This is a genomic window from Wolbachia endosymbiont of Chrysomya megacephala (assembly GCF_008245065.1).
GTDB lineage: Bacteria > Pseudomonadota > Alphaproteobacteria > Rickettsiales > Anaplasmataceae > Wolbachia.
In genome coordinates, this window is the sequence record NZ_CP021120.1 from 605,017 (window position 1) to 625,222 (window position 20,206).

The 20,206-nt window shown below is 34.4% G+C and carries 16 protein-coding genes and 1 tRNA gene; 14 read left to right on the top strand and 3 right to left on the bottom strand.

Annotated elements, in window-relative coordinates; all coding sequences use genetic code 11:
- Nucleotides 1–153: 153 nt before the first annotated feature.
- The 11 genes from atpG to rnc all read left to right on the top strand — a co-directional run bounded on the left by atpG (nt 154) and on the right by rnc (nt 11,554).
- Nucleotides 154–1,026 carry an ATP synthase F1 subunit gamma gene (atpG, locus tag CAI20_RS02915; RefSeq protein ID WP_007302454.1) on the top strand — a complete coding sequence of 291 codons (873 nt, stop codon included), beginning with the start codon at nt 154–156 and terminating at the stop codon, nt 1,024–1,026.
- Between the two features lie 18 nt (nt 1,027–1,044).
- Nucleotides 1,045–2,379, top strand: a complete 1,335-nt coding sequence (locus CAI20_RS02920; protein ID WP_007302455.1) for a TldD/PmbA family protein — start codon at nt 1,045–1,047, stop codon at nt 2,377–2,379.
- Nucleotides 2,380–2,553: 174 nt separating this feature from the next.
- The gene (locus tag CAI20_RS02925; protein ID WP_007302456.1) at nt 2,554–2,805 is read left to right on the top strand and encodes a cold-shock protein; all 252 of its coding nucleotides are present in this window, start codon (nt 2,554–2,556) and stop codon (nt 2,803–2,805) included.
- 34 nt (nt 2,806–2,839) lie between these two features.
- A complete protein-coding gene (locus tag CAI20_RS02930) occupies nt 2,840–4,066 on the top strand; it encodes a DEAD/DEAH box helicase (protein WP_012481988.1) in 1,227 nt (408 codons plus the stop codon).
- Between the two features lie 297 nt (nt 4,067–4,363).
- Entirely contained in the window at nt 4,364–6,643 is a 2,280-nt protein-coding gene (locus tag CAI20_RS02935) for an AAA family ATPase (protein WP_007302458.1), read from the top strand.
- Between the two features lie 56 nt (nt 6,644–6,699).
- Entirely contained in the window at nt 6,700–7,698 is a 999-nt protein-coding gene (locus CAI20_RS02940) for a hypothetical protein (RefSeq protein ID WP_007302459.1), read from the top strand.
- 58 nt (nt 7,699–7,756) lie between these two features.
- Nucleotides 7,757–8,647 (top strand): class I fructose-bisphosphate aldolase, encoded by an 891-nt coding sequence (locus CAI20_RS02945; RefSeq protein WP_007302460.1) that lies wholly within the window; start codon nt 7,757–7,759, stop codon nt 8,645–8,647.
- A gap of 5 nt (nt 8,648–8,652) precedes the next feature.
- Nucleotides 8,653–8,724, top strand: a tRNA-Cys gene (locus CAI20_RS02950).
- A gap of 107 nt (nt 8,725–8,831) precedes the next feature.
- Nucleotides 8,832–9,629, top strand: coding sequence for a hypothetical protein (locus CAI20_RS02955; RefSeq protein ID WP_007302461.1), 798 nt, complete (start codon nt 8,832–8,834; stop codon nt 9,627–9,629).
- Nucleotides 9,630–9,701: 72 nt separating this feature from the next.
- Nucleotides 9,702–10,769: a quinone-dependent dihydroorotate dehydrogenase gene (locus CAI20_RS02960; protein WP_007302462.1), complete on the top strand. Its 1,068-nt coding sequence runs from the start codon at nt 9,702–9,704 to the stop codon at nt 10,767–10,769.
- 92 nt (nt 10,770–10,861) lie between these two features.
- Nucleotides 10,862–11,554, top strand: a complete 693-nt coding sequence (gene rnc / locus CAI20_RS02965; RefSeq protein ID WP_012481989.1) for a ribonuclease III — start codon at nt 10,862–10,864, stop codon at nt 11,552–11,554.
- 52 nt (nt 11,555–11,606) lie between these two features.
- Here the strand turns inward: rnc and CAI20_RS02970 are convergent, their stop codons facing one another.
- Genes CAI20_RS02970 through CAI20_RS02980 form a run of 3 tightly spaced genes read right to left on the bottom strand, consistent with a single transcriptional unit; the run spans nt 11,607 to nt 13,605 of the window.
- Complete coding sequence (locus CAI20_RS02970; protein ID WP_007302464.1) at nt 11,607–12,206, bottom strand: SCO family protein; 600 nt, start codon at nt 12,204–12,206, stop codon at nt 11,607–11,609.
- Between the two features lie 35 nt (nt 12,207–12,241).
- Nucleotides 12,242–12,946: a DNA polymerase III subunit epsilon gene (gene dnaQ, locus CAI20_RS02975; protein WP_007302465.1), complete on the bottom strand. Its 705-nt coding sequence runs from the start codon at nt 12,944–12,946 to the stop codon at nt 12,242–12,244.
- Complete coding sequence (locus CAI20_RS02980; protein WP_007302466.1) at nt 12,946–13,605, bottom strand: Tim44/TimA family putative adaptor protein; 660 nt, start codon at nt 13,603–13,605, stop codon at nt 12,946–12,948. Before CAI20_RS02980 ends, dnaQ begins: the two co-directional genes overlap by 1 nt.
- A 164-nt stretch (nt 13,606–13,769) precedes the next feature.
- Between CAI20_RS02980 and secB the strand changes: the two genes are divergently transcribed.
- From secB to putA, 3 genes are all read left to right on the top strand, one after another.
- Entirely contained in the window at nt 13,770–14,273 is a 504-nt protein-coding gene (gene secB / locus CAI20_RS02985; RefSeq protein ID WP_007302467.1) for a protein-export chaperone SecB, read from the top strand.
- 6 nt (nt 14,274–14,279) lie between these two features.
- Nucleotides 14,280–16,901 carry an aconitate hydratase AcnA gene (gene acnA / locus CAI20_RS02990; RefSeq protein WP_149168779.1) on the top strand — a complete coding sequence of 874 codons (2,622 nt, stop codon included), beginning with the start codon at nt 14,280–14,282 and terminating at the stop codon, nt 16,899–16,901.
- Between the two features lie 121 nt (nt 16,902–17,022).
- Nucleotides 17,023–20,163: a bifunctional proline dehydrogenase/L-glutamate gamma-semialdehyde dehydrogenase PutA gene (putA, locus tag CAI20_RS02995; RefSeq protein WP_149168780.1), complete on the top strand. Its 3,141-nt coding sequence runs from the start codon at nt 17,023–17,025 to the stop codon at nt 20,161–20,163.
- Nucleotides 20,164–20,206: the final 43 nt, after the last annotated feature.

Here is a 20,206-nt window from a genome sequence, read left to right on the forward strand (position 1 = left end):
GTGATACTTTTACATCGAGATTGCTTTAATATAATCTTTATCTCAAAACAGTAAATCTGTGAGTTTCTTAGTTAGGTTTGATTCCAATGTCAAAAAAACTTGTTTTTAGACATTACCAGTTATATATTTTAATAAATTAGAATTATATATAAAATGAAGAGCTTAAAGGAATTATCCTTAAGAATTAAAAATATTAAGTCTGTGCAGAAAATCACGAAAATAATGCAAATGGTTTCTGCAGCAAAATTATTACAAAGCCAAAAGAAATTATCAAATTCAAAATTGCATATATCTAAGCTGCATAGCATTATTTCTTCACTAGCGCTATCAGCGGATCAAGAGTTACTAGCAAGAATTCTAAATATCAATAATGAAGATTCTTTCCTAGTATTTATTATTGCATCTGATCGTGGTTTATGTGGCAGCTTCAACTCCTCTGTTGTTAAATTTAGTCAGGAGCATATAAACAAATTAATTGCAAATGATAAGAAAGTAGACATTGTTTTTTTTGGTAAGAAAGCTTTTGAGACAGGCAAAAATAGATTTAATTCTAAAAATATCTTGAAGGTTGAAAATAGTAAGGGAATCACACTAAAGCGTGTGGAAGCCTTGGTTAGTGATATAGATCTAAGTAAATACAATAAAGTTAAGGTTTTTTACAGTAAATTCTATAATACCTTCATGCAAAAGCCAATATTAGAAACAATAAAACCATGGAGTAAAGACTCATTATTAATTGATAATTCTGTAGTTAGTCCTCTAACAGATTACAGCTATGAGTATGAACCACAAAATATTGAGTTTATTTTAAAATCTTTGACTCAAGATTATGTTACAGCTTCTCTTTATTCTGCTTTACTTGAAAGTGCAGCAAGTGAAAATAGTGCTAGGATGGTTGCTATGGAATCAGCAAACAGAAATACAAAAGAAATGCTAAATAAACTAGCATTACTTTATAATCGTTCTCGTCAAGCAGCAATTACAACTGATTTGATTGAAGTTATAGGTGGTGCAGAATCTTTATAGAAACTCAAGGAATGAAAAATGAATATATTAAATATTGCAGCAGATATCACTAAACTAATAAAAAAGCAGAATCAAGACGCAGAAGTTACAATATATGAAACTAATAAGACCTCGGTTTCTCAGCGTCTATCAAAAATTGAACAAATATCACAATCTAAAAACTGTACTGTCGGAATTAGAGCTATAGCAGGTAAGAACAAAGCTGCGTATATTTCCACAAACGATTTGAATAATCTTAGTAGTGCAGTGAGCCAAGTGGTGGAAATGGCAAAGAATGCCCAGGAAGATCCTTATATTAGTTTTGCTGTAGATGGCAGTAATTATATCTCTTCTGCAGATTTAAATATCTCAGATAATAATGTTGTAACAATTGATAACTTAAAAGAAATTACTGAAGCTACAGAAAATTCAGCTCTTGCACATAAAAATATTATTAATTCCGAAGGAGCTTCATCTTCACATACTTCAGTAAATACAGTATTATCAACCGTTTCTGGTTTTGTTGGTTCATTTAGTAAGTCAACTTTTGTTAATCAGGTTTCTGTTGTTGCTGGAGAAAAGAATGAAATGAAAATAGGCTACGATTACGATGTAGCATGCAACTTCAGTGATTTAAAAACACCGGAGTCAATAGGGAAAGAAGCAGCAAAAAGAGCAATAGATCAATTGGGTTCATGTACAATCAGGACAGGCAAATTTCCGGTTGTTTTTGAAAAAAGAGCAGCAAAAGAGCTAGTAAAGAGCTTTGCTTCTGCCATAAATGGTAGCAATATTGTAAATAATAGCTCTTTTTTGAGAAATAGTTTAAATAATCAAATTTTTAATACTGAGATTAGCATTATTGATGACCCATTGTTACCAAGGGGTATAACATCAAGACCGTTTGACGGGGAAGGAATAATGAGCAGAAGAAATGAATTTGTAAAAAATGGAGTACTGCAGAACTGGATTTTAGATCTATATTCGGCTAGGAAATTAAACTTGGAAACGACCGCAAATGCAACTCGTGCAAGTAATGCTGCAATTATTCCTTCAGCTAGTAATTTCTATTTCAAAAATGGTAATAGATCGTTTAAGGAATTAATTGAGGAAGTAAAAGAAGGAATATATGTAACTGATTTATTTGGTTTTGGTGTTAATTTAATCAATGGCGATTATAGTCAAGGTGCATGCGGATTTTTTATAGAAAATGGTAAAATAACGTATCCAATACACGAGATTACTGTTGCCGACAATTTGAAAAATATGTTTAGCAATTTAGTTGTTGCAAATGACCTAACTTTCTGTGGGCAGTTTAATTCACCAACGATTAAAGTTAGCGAAATGACAGTAGCAGGTTCACTTAGTGATTAAAAATTTTAGTTGCATTAAGTACAATAATTGTGTACTATTACTATGTAATGTTAAGAATAGACTATGGAGTATAGAAGTTTAGTTGCAGTAACTAAGCTTAAAGCATTCTAAATCGTAATTTCAAAGTTTTTCATCACATTAATAATGTTAGTTAGTAGTTTAGGAGTTATCCATATGGAATTTGGTAATATAAAATGGTTTAATGTTGAAAAAGGCTATGGTTTCATCAAGCCAGAAGGTAAAGGTGAGGACGTTTTTGTACATGTTAGTACATTAGAACGTTCAGGAATAAGACCTGATGAACTTCGAGGAGAGGATAAAAAGAGAGGAATGAAAGGGGAAAGAGTAAGTTATGAGCTTAAAGAAGAGCGTGGTAGGAACGGAGAAGATAAAAAGTCTGCAATAAATTTAAGATTGGAAGATTAGTCTATCGTGAAGCTTTTTAATAGGGTAATGTATTGTGAGTAATTTTCATGAAATGGGGCTTCCAACTTTGCTTAGGCAAGCTCTAAGTAAAAATAATCTTTGTGTTCCAACCCCGATTCAGGTGCAAGCGATTCCTCTAGCTCTTCAGGGCAAAGATATTCTTGGGTCTGCTCAAACGGGAACTGGAAAAACCTTAGCGTTTGCTATTCCACTGGTTGCTAAATTGATGAATGAGCCAAGCATTGGTTCAGCTTTAGTCATCGTGCCAACCAGAGAGCTTGCTCATCAGGTAACAAGTGAGATAAGAAAACTCTTATCTCAAAGTTCTTTACTAAGAGTTGCTTTGTTGATCGGAGGCGAGCCTATTTTTAGGCAGCTAAATCAGCTTCAGAAAAAACCACAAATTATAATAGGTACTCCTGGTCGTATTATAGACCATATTGAGCGTAAAACTTTAGTTACTCGGAATGTTGGTATTCTTGTGCTTGATGAGACGGATCGTATGTTTGATATGGGCTTTGGAATTCAGATTGAAGAAATTATGAAGCATTTGCCTAAAATAAGGCAAACTCTTATGTTTTCTGCAACTCTTCCTGGAGAAATAGTAAAACTTACTGAAAAATATCTTAATCAACCAGAGCGTGTTTCTGTCGATTGCCAGGCTACAACTTCTGTAAAAATTAAACAAGAAGTTGTTTATGCATCAGAATCAGAAAAATATGGCAAGCTTGTTACACAATTATGTCAGCGCAAAGGATCAATCATTATTTTTGTCAAAACAAAGCGAGGAGCGGATCAGCTAGCTGACAAATTGCACAAAGATGACTATAGCGCTTTGGCAATTCATGGTGATTTAAGGCAGCACAAGCGTGAAAGAGTCATTGATTCTTTTCGTCGTGGCCGCAATCAAATCATGGTTGCAACAGATGTTGCTTCTCGCGGTCTTGATATTCCGCACATTCAACATGTTATCAATTATGATGTACCACAATCGCAAGCTGATTATGTTCATCGTATAGGTAGAACTGCACGTGCGGGAGCTGAAGGATTTGCATTATCTTTTGTTACACCTCAAGATAAGAGAAGACTGCCTGCACTAGCAGATAAAGAAGGAGAGCCAAATTTTGATTGTAGTATGCAATCTCAAAAACGTAACAGCAAAAAGATCTTTAAAAGGCCAAGTACGTTAAAGGCTAAATACGGTAGAAAAAAGATCAATGTATTTAAGAAGAAAAGCAGAGTACTAGAAAAAGCGTATTAATGTACTTAACTATTCTTCTATTCTTTAAAAGCTCCAGTAAACTTGCTGCAAAGTGAAGTGATTGGAGGATGGTAGAAAGAATATATAGCTAGCCCAAATTAGATTTACCTACAATTTGATAATCTTAATTCTGCTGCTTATAACGTTTTGAGATTATCACAACGGTATAATGTTAGGCTGTGTGGACTATAATCTGTAGCTTAATTCAATTTGGCTACAACGAGCTGCTAGATTTCAGTTTTTTTAATAATTGTGTGCTACTAATTATATATAAATTTACACTTTTAAAGAGAATAGATGATTTCTAAAAATTTAGAGGCAAGTTTAAATAGAGCGTTACAGATTGCTTCTGATTGTAAGCTTAAATATGCAAAAGTGGAACATTTGTTGCTAGCATTAACCAAAGATGTGGATGTAAATTATGTTTTATCAAGATGTAACATCAGAGCTGGTGAAATCATAAATATAGATAATATTATATTAAGGAATGATCGTGGTAATAATGCAAAAGGTTTTTTACAAGACAACTCCGAATTAACTGTCAATAAAGTTGAGCCTGATGTGCTATTTCAACGCATAATACATAAAGCCATGATACGAGCTCATCGTCTGGGAAGAAAAGAAATAAATGGAGCAAGTATTCTATTAGAGATTCTGTCTGAGCAAGATTTATACATTGAAGAGCTATTATGCAAACAGAATGCAAAGGATTCTAATTTGATTTATAACATATCCAATATAAAATATTCAGGTGATATAGAAGAATATGTAACTAATCGCAAGATAAAACTTGATAAGAATAACGATATCTCTACTGTAGCAAATAAAGGTGAATTATTAAAAGATGAAGAAGTTCTACAAAATTATTGTAGAAATTTAAATGATTATGCAAGAAGCAAAAAAATAGATTATGTCATTGGTCGTGATTATGAATTAAATCGCACTATAGAAATCTTGCTAAGACGCAGAAAAAATAACCCTTTATATGTCGGAGAACCAGGTGTTGGTAAAACAACAATAGTTGAAGGCTTGGTATTGAAAATTATTGAAGGTAGTGTTCCGAGTGCACTGAGATCCAGCATAATTTATGCTTTGGATTTAGGATCACTTCTTGCAGGAACACGCTATAGAGGTGACTTCGAAGAGAGAATAAAATCTATAATAAAAGTAATTGAGGCAAAACCTGGCGCTATTCTTTTCATTGATGAAATACACACTATTATTGGAGCAGGTTCAACAAGTGGCAGCTTTCTTGATGCTGGCAATCTGCTCAAACCTGCACTTGCAAGAGGTGCGTTGCGTTGTATAGGTGCAACTACATATAGAGAATATAGCAATAGCTTTGAAAAGGATAAAGCATTAGCAAGGAGGTTTCAAAAAATTAATGTAAAAGAGTCTTCTATTAATGATACAGTAAAGATACTAGATGGTATAAAGCATTACTATGAAAGGTATCATGGAGTATATTACACGAAACATGCCATTAAATCTGCAGCTGAACTTTCACACAAGTATATTACTGGGCGAATATTACCTGATAAAGCAGTTGATGTTATAGATGAAGCAGGGGCATATTGTAAGTTACAAAAAAGCAGGCGAAAAATTATAAACAGTAGAGACATTAAGAGTACTATCGCTAGGATTACAAACGTACCTTGCGGGTTTGATGATATGCAAAGAGTAAAATCTTTGAAAGAAAATCTCAATAGGGCCATTTTTGGTCAAGAGCAAGCGATAGAGTTTCTCGTTAATTCTATTAAAATTGCTAAATCTGGTCTGAGAAGTTACAATAAACCCTTGGCAAAGTATCTTTTTGCAGGGCCAACTGGTGTAGGTAAGACTGAGCTTGCGAAGCAGCTAGCACAAAATATGGGTATGAACCTTATTCGGTTTGATATGTCTGAGTATATGGAACCTCACACAATATCTAGAATGATTGGTTCCCCTCCTGGATATGTGGGTTACGACCAAGGTGGATTGCTTACAGAATCTGTATCTAATAATCAATATAGCGTAGTACTTCTTGATGAAATTGAGAAAGCTCATAGTGATATTTATAATATATTACTACAAATCATGGATTATGGTTGTGTTACAGACACTTACGGACGTAAGGTTAATTTTTCCAATACGATTTTAATTATGACAACCAATGCAGGGGCATTTGAACGTAACAAAAGTTCTATTGGCTTTGGGTATAAAAACTTTAACATCAGTGACAGCGAAAAAGCAATGGAACGGGTTTTTAGCCCCGAATTTCGTAATCGTCTTGATGCAGTCATTTCCTTTTCTGATTTGGATGCGGATGTCATTTTGCACATTGTGGATAAATTTATTCAGGAATTAAAAAAACAACTTGTGCAAAAGGGTATAAGCTGCTCAGTGGAAGAAGAAGTAAAGTCTTATCTTGCGCAAACAGGTTATAGCAAAGAAATGGGAGCACGCCCAATAGAGAGGCTGATTGAAAAAGAGATAAAAAGTCATTTGGCTGAAGAAATACTGAATCGTCGATTAATTAAAGGAAAGAAATTAAGGATTTATATTGGTAAACACGGAATTGCTTTTGATATAGTTTAAATTCTTGCTTGAGTATTAAATTTGTAGTATAGTCACTATTTTTTAATGAGGCTATAGTGGCAAGTTTAACCAGAAATCAATATTACAGTAATCAAGATTTACGGAATTTATTTTCAAGGCTGGGAATAAAAGCGGAAGAAGTAATAAGCCAGGAGTTTGATGATGTACTTAAGTTAGTTGAGCGGCGCTTTAGAAGAGCTTCATTAAAATGTCACCCTGATAAAGTAGTAGGAGAGAAAGAGAAAAAAATAGCTGAAGAAAAGTTTAAAAAACTTAGTGCAGATAAAGATAAGCTAGAGAAATATCTTAACGACTTAAAAGCAGCTGGCATATCTATAACATTACAGCGAGAAGTGCAGGAAAAACAAAGGAGAATCAATGAGATTCTATTGCGTAGAGAGAAAGCTGTGAATAGAGCATGTTTATTTTTTATATTAGCAAATGTGGTACTTGGTCCGTCGCCTCAAGTCAAATATTGCTTATCACAACTTGCTAACAGTGGCAAAGTGCAAAATATTGCTTATAAATTTTATGCATTCAGCATTGGAGTTTGGCCATGGTTATTTATTATATCCTTTTGTAGTATTATCTATGCAGCAAGTAAACAAAGAGGCTCACAAGAAGGAAATCTAGATAGGTTAAATAGAAGATACAATCTACTTATTGCTGCTGATAATTATGTAATATGTATATCAGCAGCGTTTGCTGTATGCAGTTTAATGTCGGAAGTTGCACAAAATGGCTGGCCTGTTCAATATGGAACGATGCTAATAGCTAATTTAGCATTAGATTTATTACTTATTGCTTTACTTAGGACTTTTGTGAAAGCTTTTGAACTATATGGTGAATACTGTACCCAGTGTTTATATGAAGAAGATGCGGAATTTAGTTATAAAGAAAAATTTGCATGGTATGACTACAAATTAGTACTTATGCCGCTCGTTCTTCCTATTGTTAAAATGTATTTTGAAGATTTAGTTCAAGAAAAACCACAACAGCATACTACTGATCCTAAAGTTACACCTTTAAATATAGGCGTAGGAACAAGAGCATAAAAAGGTCTTTGCTTCAACTATAGTTTTTGCTACACTTTGAGTAAATTTGAAGATATTAATGAGTGAAGAAGTAAAACAAATCCTAAGTTACTACGAAAGTGAAAACCCTGGAGTAAAAGCGAATCTTACTCGCATTCTTATGCATGGGAAACTTGGTGGAACTGGCAAGTTAGTAATTCTCCCTGTAGACCAGGGATTTGAGCACGGACCAATAAAAAGTTTTGAAGTTAACCCTGATGCTTACGATCCACATTATCATTTTCAGCTTGCAGTTGATTCAGGAGTAAGTGCATACGCTGCTCCGCTTGGTATGATCGAAGCTGGTGCTTCAACTTATGCTGGAATGCTACCACTTATTTTGAAGCTTAATAGCGCTAACTCTTTGCACTCAAAAAGCTTAACTTCAGATCAAGCAATAACTGCCTCTGTAAAAGATGCGCTGCGTTTGGGCTGCATGGCTGTTGGGTTTACTATATATCCTGGTTCTGCTAAGTGTTTTGATATGATGGAAGAAGCTCGCAAAATTATAGCTGAGGCTAAATCTTGTGGCCTTGTTGTAGTGCTATGGTCTTATCCACGTGGTGAAGGGGTTTCCAAAGAAGGTGAAACAGCAGTTGATGTGATTGCCTATGCTGCGCATATAGCGGCTTTGCTCGGTGCCAACATAATAAAAGTAAAACTTCCAACCAATCATCTGGAAAGAGAAAAAATAGAAAATATTGAATCATTATCTAAAAGAATTGAATATATTAAAAAGTCTTGCTTTGCAGGAAAAAGAATAGTAGTTTTCTCTGGTGGTGAGTCAAAGTCAGTGGATGATATATACAATGAGGCAAAAGAAATTAAGCAAGGTGGTGGTAATGGTTCAATTATCGGGCGCAACACTTTTCAAAGAAAAAAAGAGGATGCTTTATCTATGCTAAAAGATATAATTAATATCTACGCATAAAAAACGGCTGGGTGGCAGAATGGCTTATGCGGAGGACTGCAAATCCTTTTATACCGGTTCAATTCCGGTCCCGGCCTCTTACTCCAATTAGATTGTTTTTTCTTCTCAAATTTTAACAAGAAGTGTGGCTTTTAATGAAATATTTAAAAAAATAAGATACTATATTCAAAATATAAGCAGTAAAATGCCAAAGAGATTAACAGAAGTTTTATTATTGATTGGTTTGCCCTTCTTGCTTACCAGTTGCACTTTTCACTATTTATTAAAGAGCTCGTATACTCATCTTGCACCAGAAAAGTACCCTTCATCCAACAAACAGCCGGTTTACGTCGGTACAGCTTACAGTGCACAGACTATATATAATGCGTTATTTAATGACTTTCTGTTAATAGGTAAGTCATCATTCACAGCCAAACATGGGCGTGCTAGTCAATATGTTAACTATGGAAGAGAAGTTGGAGCAGATGTGATAATCGTATCATTTCAAAATATGCAAAAGGATAAAGAGCATTTTAGCATCACAGAAAAACTATTATGGGACACAAGCTTAACAACATTTCATACAAGGACCATTATAAACTTTGATCAGGACGTACTCTTTCTAAAAAAGTTAGGTGATGCAAAAGCTCCATGGGAATATGTCAAAGGAGAGTTCAAGCTTCACGAAAAAGACGATACTGATCCATATCTAGGGAATTGGGTAGGGTATAGAATATGCGAGATTGCAATATCTTCTTCAGAAGATGAATACTTAGGATTTGTAAATGAAGATAATTGTAAAGAAAAATCTGGAATAAATAAGATGCTTGCTTGGAAAAATGGGGATGTAAGGTTGCGGATTAATAAACAATCAAAACAGGGATTTTATTTAAATCGAAATAAGATTCCTATACTAATAAAATCTCAAATTAACAAATTTGGCTACCTCGAATTAGTAGATGAAAATACTGATCAAGTTCTGGTTTCCCTTCAGAAAAATTAGTTTTTACTACCCATAGAAACTATATACTTACTATTTTGATAAACCTCAAGCTTTCTAAGTTATTCTTGTTGCATGGTAAAAAATAAACTAAAAATAAGCAAAGTGTTTTACAAAATGATATTACGTAATTTATTGTTTTTACTGCCGCCTGAAATCGCTCACTCCTTGGTAATAACGGCGTTAAAAAAGATGCCCTGTAGGAAACCTATAGAACTACCTAAGTCTTTAAATGTAAACTTTTTTGGTAATAAAATTAGGAGTCCTGTAGGTCTTGCTGCAGGTTTTGATAAAAATGCGGAAGTTGTAAAGCCGATGCTCTCATTTGGTTTTGGATTTATTGAGGCTGGTACTGTAACTAAACATCCCCAATATGGAAACAAAAAACCGAGAATTTTTCGATTAATTAAAGATGAAGGAATAATTAATAGATTGGGATTTAATAATAAAGGAGTAGACTATTTTCTTAAACAGATAAGTGAAACTAAACTTGGTAATTGTATTTTTGGTATAAATATAGGAAGAAACAGTACATCAAAGGACCAAATCAGCGATTATGTTGACTTAATAAAGATAGTATATGGAAAGAGCAATTATATAGTACTGAACATCTCATCCCCAAACACACCTAACTTGCGCGATTTGCACAATAAACAAGAATTATCCAAATTGTTGAAATCTATCACTCTAACCCGGAAATCAATCGATAGCTCTGAATCCATACCGATAATATTAAAAATTTCTCCAGATATAGATCAGCAAACAAAAGAAAATATCGCTGAGCTTACACTAGAATATAAAATTGACGGCTTAATAGTAAGCAACACTACGATAAGTCGAGATTCTTACTATAATGAGAGTGGTGGGTTGAGCGGCAGGCCATTATTTCAACTTTCAACCGAGTTATTGAGTGACATGTACAAGCTTACTAAAAGCAGAATTCTATTGATAGGATGCGGAGGAATTTCAAGTGGTGTTGATGCATATGAAAAAATAAAGGCAGGAGCCTCTTTAGTACAACTGTACACTGCTCTTGTATACCAGGGGCATCAAGTTGTGAACAAAATCAATCTGGAGCTTGCAGAATTGGTAAAAAGAGATGGATTTAGTAACATTACTGAAGCAGTGGGTTGTATACATTAATTTTGGAAGTTATTGATATTGTTTTAGTAAAGTAGAGCTAACTTTTTAGTGTAGAGGTATGATAGAGAGTGCTTTTCTATTGAATGATTAATATGAGAGTTTTGAACGATACAATATCTAAAGTTATTAATTATAAATTTACAGATTATGCAATATTAGAAGAGGCATTAACCCACCCAAGCGTAAATAAGAGAAATAGCGAAGACCAGGTTGTAAGCTACGAAAGGCTAGAGTTTTTGGGCGATAGTGTTTTGAATATGGTTGTGTCTGTTATGCTGTTTAAAATGTTTCCTGAAGAAAAAGAAGGAGCATTGGCAAAAAGAAAAACGGATTTAGTTTGTGGCAGTACCATTGCTAATGTTGCTAAAGAAATAGAGTTAGGTAACTTTATTATCATGAATAATAGTGAACGTTGTAACGGAGGAAAATGTAACTTAAAAAATTTAGAAAATTCGCTTGAAGCACTAATAGGTGCAATTTATATTGACGGCGGACTTGAGAGTGTTGAGAAATTTATTATCCGACATTGGGAAAAGCTAGCTAAGGACATCCTCGATCCTCCTCAAGATCCTAAAACTTCACTGCAAGAATGGACTCAGAGAAATAAATTACCTTTACCGAAGTATGAGCTTGTAAAACAAACTGGACCAGCACACAATCCTGAATTTACTATATCAGTTTGCATAGAGAGTTATGACAAAGTTTCTGCATGCGCTCCTAGTAAGAAAATTGCTGAACAAAAAGCTGCTGAGTTGATCCTAGAAAAAATTAAAAAAACGACTTAGTTTAATCAAAATAGCTGTTAGCATAAATTTAAAGTAAGCTAAGCTCTTTAGTTCAGCTTACATATTTTTTTATCTCAGCCAGAATCTTATCAGATTGACTTTCATCTGAATTTAAATCAGCTACAAAGTGTGTGACATATTTTCCTTCAGGGCTAATAAGGTATATCATTGAAGAATGGTTAATTTCCTCTTCTCCATCTACTTTACTTGCATATACTTTATACTTTGCAACTACTTCATCTATTTTTTGTCTTTCACCAGTGAGCATTTGTATTCTATGGTCAAATTGCTGCTGAAATTCTTTAAGCCTTTCTGTATTATCGCGCTCAGGATCAACTGTGATAAAAAATGTTTGTAGCTTGTTGTCAGTTTTCTCGTCTAACTTTGCAAGTGTTTCTGAAATTATTCCAAGGTTCATAGGGCAAATTCTTTTACATGAGGAAAATCCAAAAAAAATCATCATATACTTATCTTTGAAATCACTACTGCGTACTATTTGCCCGTTTTGGTTAATCAAAGAAAAATCCCCACCTATTTTAATTTCTGTATTTTGTGAAACAAATATGCCTTGCTTAGTAAAATAACAATAACCTAAGAAGATAGCTGCTACTGTTATTAGCAAACTAGACAATAACCTTATAAACTTTATCATTAAAGCGTTTCCAATAAAGTTAAATCATATATTGATTAGTTGATTGATTCAATATATTCCTTCCAAAGTGGGTTGTTAATTTTATCTAACAATTTCTTATGCTCATCAATTTCTTTAATACTTGGTGAATGTTCTCTGCGAGCTAAATTACGCACTTTATGTTGAATAAACGTAGAGTTATTGTCCTGAGCACATTCATTATTAAATAAAAAGGTTTGCAATCCTCCTGTAAGCTCAACATAGACCTTTGCAAGCAATTGAGCATCAACTAATGCTCCGTGTAACTCTCTACCTTCTAGCGATATATCAAAACGCTTGCATAATGCATTTAAAGAAGCAGGTGATCCTACAAACTTTTTTCTTGCAAGTGGTAATGTATCTAGCACTCTATCTGAGGAAATTAACCCAGCATTTAACTTGCCTAACTCCATATTAAGGAACTTAACATCGAATTCAGCATTATGAATCACCAAAATGTCATTGGATATGAAGTCAAGAAATTCAAGTGCAACATCTGAGAATAGTGGTTTATCTTCCAAAAATTCCTCACTAATACCATGAATCTTAAATGAGTGGTAAGGTATATCTCTTTCTGGATTGAGATATCGATGAAATGTTTTACCTGTTGGAATACGATTAATTAGTTCTACACATCCTATCTCAATAATTCGATGTCCAGATTTAGTATCAAGACCTGTAGTTTCAGTATCAAGTACTATTTCTCGTAGCCTACTTTTCATCAGTTGTCATTTGTTGTTAAATTTTTATCAGTACTTGCCTTCTTATAGTTAATAGAAACAAGTAACCAAGTTAGATCTGATGAATTAATATTTTTTTTGAATTGCCATACATCTTCAACTTTGTTAATAGTAGACATGCTACCTGATGTGATGTTTCCTTCGTTATTCTTAACGAAGTTAATTTGCTCTGAAAGGAAATATACTGCAATAAATATTACGTTTTTTACTAACTTTATTTCTAAGATCTTTTGTGAAACGATAGAAACAATTATGGACTCATGTGTCTCTTTACGATGTTTAATCTTATCCACAAAACTGTTATATAAGTCTTTGTCCAGAAGGGATTTTAATTGAGGTAAATTTCCTTGGTTAAAATATTTTATTATTAATTCAAAAGCTATGCTTGAACCTTCTATAAAATTGGAAATAGAAAACTCTTTGTTTTTTTGTAATATTTGTTCATAAGTAGTTTCTATTGAACTTTTGTCGTTGCTATAAATATAATCTTCGATATTTTCTACCACATCTTCTTTACTTTGACTTACATCCAATACACCTGTTAGCTTTTTTAGGTTGAGACTGGCTGATCTTCCTAAAGAATTATATAAGCGTGAAAAAATAAACGCCGCTAGTAAAGCATATATTACAAGCTCTATCATGGTAACTTAACTCCTTGATATATAAAGTATCTAAATATTATTAATTATTGATAAAAATATGTTTTTCATATTAACCTATAGTTAGGTTTACTATTCATTTGTAAATGAATATATTATATAAGAAAGTATTAAACATCTCAACTTAATTAAAGGAGACGTAAGAAATGTCACAACACAAAATGAAAATTCATGGTCAGTATGTCAAAGATTTTTCGTTTGAGAATCCAAATTCGCCATTCCTTCCTTCTAGTAAAGCTCCTGATATTAATGTAATGGTTAATATTAATTCAGCAAAATTAGAAGGAACAGAAAATAAAAAAGGAATAAGTGAAGAAAAGCCTTTTCATGAAATTACTTTGCATATAGAAGCCAAAGCAACGGTAAAAGATGAAGATGTAAAAGATGATATAGCTTTCATTTGCGAGGTAAAGTATTGCGGTATTTTTTCAATAGAAAATTTTACAGAGCTAAGTGAGGAAGAGGTGAGACAAGCTTTATTTATTGGTGGACCTACTTTTCTTTTCCCTTTTGCAAGAGAAATAATTGCAAGAACTACAAGTAGTGGTGGGTTTCCTCCACTTATGCTAGATCCTATAGATTTTGAAACTATGTATCAGCAGCAAAGTCAACAACAAAAAAGTAGCGCTAGTAATTCCAATTTTAACTAATACAGGATGAACAATTCTTTAAATGCAAAGACGACTTTAAATATTGATGGAAGGTTATATAACTACTTTAACCTAAGTAACGCTGGTAAATTTTTAGGAGTAAATTTAACAAAATTGCCTTGTTCACTCAAGGTATTGCTTGAAAATTTATTGCGCAACGAAGATGGAGTAAGCGTTAAATTAGATGACATAAAGATATTAGCAAATTGCGTCAAGAAACACATTAATCACGAAATTAGCTACAAGCCAGCAAGGGTTTTGATGCAGGATTTCACAGGAGTTCCTGCTGTCGTTGACTTAGCTTCAATGCGTAATTATGTGAAGAAAAACGGAGGTAACCCCAGCAAAATAAATCCATCTGTACCTGTTGATCTTGTGATCGATCACTCTGTTCAAGTAGATAGTTACGGAAGCACTTCTGCATTTGGTAAAAACGTTGCACTGGAAGTAAAAAGAAATTTGGAGAGGTATCAATTCTTAAAATGGGGAGAGTCATCCTTCACAAATTTTAGAGTAGTGCCACCAGGTACTGGAATTTGCCACCAAGTGAATCTTGAATATTTAGCGCAAGTTGTATGTAACGATAGCGGAGTTCTATATCCAGATACCTTAGTCGGTACAGATAGTCACACTACTATGGTAAATGGTTTATCGGTTCTTGGTTGGGGTGTTGGTGGAATAGAAGCTGAGTCTGTGATGCTTGGTCAACCAATTAGTATGGTAATTCCAGAAGTAGTAGGATTTAAATTAATAGGAAGACTTTCAGAGGGAGTAACAGCAACTGATCTAGTGCTAACGATTACTAATATCCTGAGAACAAAAGGCGTTGTTGGCAGATTTGTGGAATTTTATGGTGATGGCTTAGATTGTTTATCTTTGGCAGATAGAGCAACCATAGCTAATATGGCTCCAGAGTATGGTGCAACTTGTGGATTCTTTCCAATTGATCAGAAGACACTAGATTATTTAAACTTAACCGGAAGGCCAAAAGAGTTGGTTAAATTAGCTGAAGTCTATGCAAAAGAACAAGGGCTGTGGCGTAGTAATGAAGAATTGGCGTTCTTTGACACACTGAAGCTTGATTTATCAAGCGTAAAGCCAGTGATGGCTGGTCCTAAAAGACCACAGGATAAGATTTTCCTTTCAGAAGTAGCGGAATCTTTTTCTACATCTTTTCCTATTAATGAGACAAACAGACCTCAGTTGGAACCTATCTATGGCGATCAGCTCCAGAGTGGCAGCGTAGTGATTGCAGCAATAACAAGCTGCACTAACACCTCAAATCCAAGTGTGATGATTGCTGCAGGTCTTGTAGCTCGTAATGCAATTAAACTTGGATTAAAATCAAAGCCTTGGGTTAAAACTTCTCTTGCTCCAGGGTCACAAGTTGTGACAGAATATTTAGAAAAGTCTGGATTGCAGGTAGATCTAAATGCTTTGGGTTTTAATCTAGTTGGATATGGCTGCACAACTTGCATTGGAAATTCTGGTCCACTTAATAAGGATATAGAGGATGATATAAAAAACAAAAACTTAACTGTTGCTGCAGTTTTGTCTGGCAATCGTAACTTTGAAGGAAGAATTCATCCGTTAGTCAAAGCTAATTACTTAGCATCTCCGCCACTTATTGTTGCATATGCACTTGCAGGCACTGTGCAAATTGATTTGACAAAAGATTCAATATGCAAAGATAAGAATGGAAATGATGTCTATCTCAAAGATATATGGCCAACAAATAATGAAGTTGAGAGCTGTGTTAAAAGTGTTGTGACGCGTGAAATGTTCATACAAAAGTATAAGGATGTTTTTTCTGGTGATGAGCATTGGCAAAAGATAAAGTGTGAGAAAGGTGAAATCTATGATTGGGACACGAAAAGCACTTATATACAAAACCCTCCCTATTTTGATAATTTATCGACTAAGAACAATGGAAGCAACATAGTTGATATAAAGAATGCGCAAATACTAGCGATGTTTGGCGATAGCGTCACTACCGACCACATTTCCCCTGCTGGAAATATTGCCTCAAATAGTCCTGCAGGCATATATTTAAAAGGTCTTGGAGTTGAACCGCAAGATTTCAATTCATATGGATCTCGCCGCGGTAACCACAACGTAATGATGCGTGGAACCTTTGCTAATATCAGAATAAGAAATAAAATGGTGAGCGCTGAGGGTGGCTATACAAAACATATTCCTTCTCAAGAAACTATGTCAATTTTTGATGCAGCAATGCAATATAAAAGAGAAGCTGTTCCATTAGTTGTCATTGCAGGAAAAGAATATGGTACAGGTTCAAGTAGGGATTGGGCAGCAAAGGGTACTGCATTACTGGGAATTAAAGCTGTGATTGCAGAAAGTTTTGAACGCATACATAGGTCCAACTTGGTCGGCATGGGTGTTCTTCCATTTATATTCCAAAATGGAATAACCAGAAAGATATTTGATGGTAGTGAGATAATAAGCATAAAAGGTGAAATAGTATCAAATGGAAATCTAGAATGTATCATTAAAAGACAGGATAATTCAAAGCAATCAATACAACTCAAATGCTGTGTACAAACCGCAACTGAGATTAAATACTTAATGAGTGGTGGAGTGTTAAGCTACATACTTCTTTCGACTTAGTAAAAGTAAGTACTAGACTTCTTTTAGCTCCAGCCCTGGTCCTTTTAAATAATGATTTGTTCTATGCGAAGTTATGATATAATTTTACCTTACATATAGTAAAGGTGTTTTATAGATAATTATGATTAGCTCTATACAAGAACCTAATGAACTCAGAAAACGTTTACAAGGATTTTATCGTACTGATGAAAAAAGCTGTGTACGTTATCTTGTAGAAAAAGTAGAACTTTCGGTTGATTCGAAAAACAGAATTTACAATATTGCAAAACAAATTGTCGAAAAGATTAGAGGTAGTAAATTAGGCATTATAGATTCTTTTATACAACAGTACTCACTTTCTAATGATGAAGGAGTAGCACTAATGTGTCTTGCTGAATCATTACTTAGAATACCAGACGATTACACAATAGATGAATTGATCAAAGATAAAATTGCCAACCAAGAATGGAATAAACACTTGGGGCGTTCCTCTTCATTGTTTGTTAATGCTTCTACATGGAGTTTAATTATAGGAAGCAGTATATTAAGAAACAATGAAGAGGATTCAAAATTCTATAACATAATTTCCAGGTTATTGAAAAATTTAGGAGAGCCAATAATTCGCAAAGCGGTAAAACAAGCAATATCCATTCTTGGCAAGCATTTTATTGTTGGAGAAACTATAGAAAAAGCATTGGAAAGTGTGAAATCAGATGACTACAGTAAGTATTTATGCTCTTTTGATATGCTTGGTGAATCTGCTTGCACAGTTGAGGATGCGGAAGAGTATTTTAATTTATACATGCATGCAATAAAAGCCATAGGTGAATCTGCTGACATAAATGATTGCTTTAAATCTCAGGGGGTTTCAATCAAATTGTCTTCGCTGCACTCACGTTATGAATTTAGCCAATTTGATAATATGGCTGAAGAACTGAGAACTAAAGTACTGGAACTTTGTCATGAAGCAAAAAAGTATAATATTTCATTGTGTATAGATGCAGAAGAATCAGAAAGGCTTGAGATGTCGCTCGTGTTATTTGAACAGTTGCGTCTTGATGAGTCACTTTCTGAGTGGGAAGGGCTTGGTCTAGCTGTGCAAGCGTATCAAAAACGTGCTTTGTCTGTTCTTGATTTTGTTGAAGATGTTGCCATTCGATCAAAGCATAAGGTTATGGTGAGACTTGTGAAAGGAGCATATTGGGACTCGGAAATCAAGCGCACACAAGAATTAGGGTTAATTGGTTATCCGGTGTTTACTAGAAAAAGCCACACAGATGTATGCTACCTTGCCTGTGCGCAGAAACTTTTAAGCAAAGAGAATCACTTTTATCCATGTTTTGGAACTCATAATGCTTATACTTTTGCTACTATAATAGAGCTTGCCGATAAAAATCATCCTGGGTTTGAGTTTCAGCGCTTACATGGAATGGGTAAAAGTTTGTATGATTATGCAATTTCAGAACTTGCAACAAGCATCAATTGTCGTATATATGCACCAGTTGGTAAACATAGTGATTTATTGCCATACCTTATTAGGCGTCTTCTTGAAAATGGAGCTAATAGCTCGTTTGTCAATCAAGTAAATGATTCTGACGTTAAAATTGAAGAATTAGTCTCAGATCCATTAGAAAAAGTAAAAAGCTTAGAATATGAGCCTCATCCAAGCATTCCGTTGCCACGAGATATTTTTGGAGAGGAAAGAAAAAACTCCTTGGGAATGGATATTAGCGATTCAATTGCAGTTTCACAATTTGCAAATGATGTAAGGGAATTTAGTGAAAAGAAATGGCAGGTTGGCCCAATAATTGATGGAGAGTCGTTTCTTGACAGTGCGGAATTTACCGAAGTAGTGAATCCTGCACATTTGGAAAATGTAATTGGGGAAGTGTCAAGTGCAACAAGTGCTCATGCTTTAAATGCTCTTGAAATAGCACATAGTGCTTTTACTAAGTGGCAGAATGTTTCAGCAGAAGAGCGCGCTAAATGCCTTGAAAAAGCTGCAGATTTGCTTGAGGAAAGGATGAAAGAGTTAATTTATATTCTGATTGTAGAAGCAGGAAAAATTTTATCCGATGCAATAGCAGAAGTAAGAGAGGCAATCGACTTTTTGCGCTATTATGCAATGATAGCAAAAAATGAACTGAATGACTGGAAAAAATTGCCAGGTCCAACAGGTGAAGATAACTTCATCTTTTTTGAAGGCAGAGGAGTTTTCTTATGCATATCACCGTGGAATTTTCCACTCGCTATCTTCATTGGACAGGTTTCAGCTGCACTTGCAGCAGGTAATGCAGTGCTGGCAAAACCGGCAGAGCAAACGCCGATTATTGCCTATGAAGCCGTTAAGATACTACACGAAGCTGGAATACCAAAAAATGTGCTACACCTTATTCCAGGGGATGGTTGGTATTTAGGTAAAACATTAGTACCAGATAATAGAATTTCCGGTGTAGCTTTTACTGGTTCAACACAAACTGCTCAAATAATTAATCGAATGCTTGCTAGTAGAGATGGTCCTATTGTGCCACTTATCGCTGAGACTGGTGGATTAAATGCTATGATTGTTGATAGTTCTGCTCTTTTAGAGCAGGTAACTAAGGATGTTTTAATTTCTGCATTTCGCAGTGGCGGTCAACGTTGTTCTGCTCTCAGAGTGCTATTTATTCAAGAAGATATAGCAGAAAAACAGGTAAAAATGATATGCAATGCAGCTCAAGAACTAAAGATAGGTGACCCAATACAACTGAGCACAGATATTGGTCCAATAATTGACAAAGCATCTATTGATATGCTCACTAAACATACGGAAAAAATATCAAGGGATGAAGATTCAAACCTTTTGTTCAAGGTACCAATGGATACAAATTCTTATAATGGTTATTTCTTTCCTCCGTACATTTATGAGATACAAAAAATTTTGCAATTAAAGCAAGAAGTGTTTGGGCCTATTTTACATATCATACGTTTTAATAAGTCGCAGTTAAATGAAGTTATAAGTGATATAAACAATACAGGATATGGACTTACGTTTTCTTTGCAAAGCCGTGTACAAAGTCAGATCGCTTTAATAAGCAAGAAAATATCAGTTGGAAATGTATACATCAATCGCAATCAAATAGGTGCAGCAGTTGGAACACAACCATTTGGCGGTAGAGGACTGTCAGGTACCGGACCAAAAGCTGGTGGTCCTAATTATCTGCAACGTTTTTCTATAGAAAAGGTTGTAAGTGTCAACACTACAGCATGTGGCGGTAACATTAAACTTGCGTGTTTGGATTGATTTGCAATTTCTAAATTGGAAGTCCGTGCAGTTGTGTATGCAG

What these genes read in the sequence shown, in the direction of transcription:
- CAI20_RS02960 (WP_007302462.1), top strand. Translation starts at nt 9,702, where the DNA reads ATGGTAAAAAATAAACTAAAAATAAGCAAAGTGTTTTACAAAATGATA.
- CAI20_RS02980 (WP_007302466.1), bottom strand. Translation starts at nt 13,605, where the DNA reads ATGATAGAGCTTGTAATATATGCTTTACTAGCGGCGTTTATTTTTTCA.
- CAI20_RS02920 (WP_007302455.1), top strand. Translation starts at nt 1,045, where the DNA reads ATGAATATATTAAATATTGCAGCAGATATCACTAAACTAATAAAAAAG.
- dnaQ (WP_007302465.1), bottom strand. Translation starts at nt 12,946, where the DNA reads ATGAAAAGTAGGCTACGAGAAATAGTACTTGATACTGAAACTACAGGT.
- secB (WP_007302467.1), top strand. Translation starts at nt 13,770, where the DNA reads ATGTCACAACACAAAATGAAAATTCATGGTCAGTATGTCAAAGATTTT.
- rnc (WP_012481989.1), top strand. Translation starts at nt 10,862, where the DNA reads ATGAGAGTTTTGAACGATACAATATCTAAAGTTATTAATTATAAATTT.
- CAI20_RS02935 (WP_007302458.1), top strand. Translation starts at nt 4,364, where the DNA reads ATGATTTCTAAAAATTTAGAGGCAAGTTTAAATAGAGCGTTACAGATT.
- acnA (WP_149168779.1), top strand. Translation starts at nt 14,280, where the DNA reads ATGAACAATTCTTTAAATGCAAAGACGACTTTAAATATTGATGGAAGG.
- atpG (WP_007302454.1), top strand. Translation starts at nt 154, where the DNA reads ATGAAGAGCTTAAAGGAATTATCCTTAAGAATTAAAAATATTAAGTCT.
- putA (WP_149168780.1), top strand. Translation starts at nt 17,023, where the DNA reads ATGATTAGCTCTATACAAGAACCTAATGAACTCAGAAAACGTTTACAA.
- CAI20_RS02955 (WP_007302461.1), top strand. Translation starts at nt 8,832, where the DNA reads ATGCCAAAGAGATTAACAGAAGTTTTATTATTGATTGGTTTGCCCTTC.
- CAI20_RS02945 (WP_007302460.1), top strand. Translation starts at nt 7,757, where the DNA reads ATGAGTGAAGAAGTAAAACAAATCCTAAGTTACTACGAAAGTGAAAAC.
- CAI20_RS02970 (WP_007302464.1), bottom strand. Translation starts at nt 12,206, where the DNA reads ATGATAAAGTTTATAAGGTTATTGTCTAGTTTGCTAATAACAGTAGCA.
- CAI20_RS02925 (WP_007302456.1), top strand. Translation starts at nt 2,554, where the DNA reads ATGGAATTTGGTAATATAAAATGGTTTAATGTTGAAAAAGGCTATGGT.